At 42.2% G+C, this 2,338-nt stretch carries 3 protein-coding genes; all 3 read right to left on the reverse strand.

The features are described 5' to 3' along the window. Positions 1-246 precede the first annotated feature (246 nt). Entirely contained in the window at positions 247-885 is a 639-nt protein-coding gene (locus tag WMO25_RS17200; protein ID WP_015513466.1) for a DUF1847 domain-containing protein, read from the reverse strand. A gap of 85 nt (positions 886-970) precedes the next feature. Further along, entirely contained in the window at positions 971-1,354 is a 384-nt protein-coding gene (locus WMO25_RS17205) for a hypothetical protein (protein WP_349086396.1), read from the reverse strand. A gap of 350 nt (positions 1,355-1,704) precedes the next feature. Further along, a partial coding sequence (locus WMO25_RS17210; protein ID WP_349086398.1) for a [Fe-Fe] hydrogenase large subunit C-terminal domain-containing protein occupies positions 1,705-2,338 on the reverse strand: 634 nt, incomplete at its 5' end.

The following is a 2,338-nucleotide window of genomic DNA, read 5'->3' on the forward strand; positions in this document are numbered from 1 at the left end:
CGGCATCGAAACCTGGTCCCACTACTTTCTGCTCCGCTACGAGAACAGCTACGTCGTCATGGACAAAAACGGCTTCACTAAGGGAACAGCCGAAGAATTCGAGCAGTTCATGACCGCAAGAATCCAGAAAAACTGCTGATTGATCCAAATTGCATTCATCAAAAAAGACGCCCCTACCAGGCGAATGTCATCTTCCTTTTAATGACATCGCCGGACGGAGGCGTCCTTTTTCATTCTCAGTTTTCCTTAATCATCCAGTAATCGCTTATAGTACGCTTTAACCTGATACAATGCGCCAACCGGATTATGTGCGAGCACACGGTCCTTTGTAACCAGCGTTGTTGACAGTGCTTCTGAATACTTATAAAACAGACTGTCATGTCCTACACAAAGGCCAATAACTACATTCAGATCTGTGCCTGCTTTGTTCAGAAGCTTCGCCTGCAGGATCGGGTTACACATCACATTGCCTGTCACACATGTATACTTCTCATCCAGACCGATATCTGTTTTATTAAAAGAACCCACCTTACAGACTGCACTGTATACATCAAAGCCATTCTTCCGAAGAATTCTTGCAAAAATCCTGCTCTCCTCAATCAGACCGACACATGTTGCAATGCCAATCTTCTTGTACCCCATTCGCTTTGCAAATTCAATGATTTCATCAACACGTGTATACTTGCCATAGAATTCGCCCTCAATCTCCGCCGAGATCACTGATACCTTTCGATTTTCTTCATCCTCATAGAGTGCTGTCGTTTCTGCGATGTCTTCGTCTGTCAGCTTTTCTGTCAAACAGAACTCCGGATACGATGCATTGCGCTTATGACAATTCAGCACACCACAGTCCGTACAGCTTAACGTTCTCTTTTCTTCACCCATAATAAAATCCCCTTTTTCTTCTATTTTTATATAATTTCCATATTCTGTCAACTGCAAAATAGATTTCTTTGCATTTCATATCATTTTAAATATTATAAGTAAATTCCGGTAAATAACGGCTAAAGAACTGTCGCGTTCTCTCCTGGGTTGGGGAAACAAATATTTCCTCCGACGGTCCCTGTTCGATGACATTACCGCCGTCCAGACGAATAATATCACCTCTGTTGATTCTTGTATGCGGCGGAATAAAGGATGGTGTAAAGTTCTCACCAATAGTATGGGCATTGGCCACATCAATGATATCCGGTGACCATGAAAAAGCAGTTGTATTGAAAAGCTGAAGGGCCAACTTATAGGTTTTGTTCAAATCCGGCTGAACTTCCTTTTCCATGCCTTCAATGGCATAATCTTCGATATAGATCCATACATCCCCTTCAACAATTACATTTTCATAACGATTTGTGTCCATTCTTCACTTTTTATTCAGAACTTCGACACAATTTGGTCACAAGCGAATGGTATAGTATAGACATAAACGAAAAGGAAATGACAAAGTTTTCGTTTATAAATCTTTTTCATAAACTTTCCTCTTTTTAATAATAAAAGCGCTGTACTGCCAACAGCGCTTTTATTATTTTTAGTTATTCAGAACCAACTATATACCCATGTATTTTGCTGGGCTTTTTCTCATGACCATCGGCATTGCCATTTCGGTCAAATCCAACCTGGCCGTATCCCAGATTACAGGAATGGTATTTTCAAATCTTTATATCATAAAAAGGAGCTTTGCACATTCGTGCATAAGCTCCTCTTTTTTGATTATTTATTGATAACTCGTTTTACATATGTTGTATGCAGTACTTCATGAGCTTTATGGCTTCCCGGTTCGCCAAAGTACTCTTTGTAGAGCTGCTGGATAGCCGGATTCTCATGAGACTTACGAATTGGTTTAGCCGCATCGTTGTCATACAGAGCCTTTGCACGGATTGCACGTACATCTGTAAAGTTACGAACGCTACCACGTACCTGAGGCTGACCGCCGCCGTTGACACAGCCGCCAGGGCATCCCATGATCTCAATGAAGTGGTAGTTTGCTTCGCCGGATTTCACCTTATCAAGAAGCTTTCTTGCATTGCCAAGTCCGGATGCAACTGCAACGTTGATATCCATGCCTGCAACATTGTATGTTGCTTCTTTGATACCTTCTGTACCACGAACTTCCTGAAATTCTACATTCTTCAGTTCTTCGCCTGTCAGTGTCTCAACTGCAGTTCTTAAAGCAGCTTCCATAACGCCACCTGTTGCACCGAAGATAACAGCTGCACCTGTGGATTCACCCATCGGATTATCAAACTGTTCATCCGGCAGTTCATTGAACATCAAGCCGACTTTCTTGATCATACGAGCCAGCTCACGTGTTGTGATTGCGATATCTACATCAGGAACACCAGCT

The sequence above is a fragment of the Coprococcus intestinihominis genome (assembly GCF_040096555.1).
GTDB classification, from domain to species: Bacteria; Bacillota; Clostridia; order Lachnospirales; family Lachnospiraceae; genus Coprococcus_A; species Coprococcus_A intestinihominis.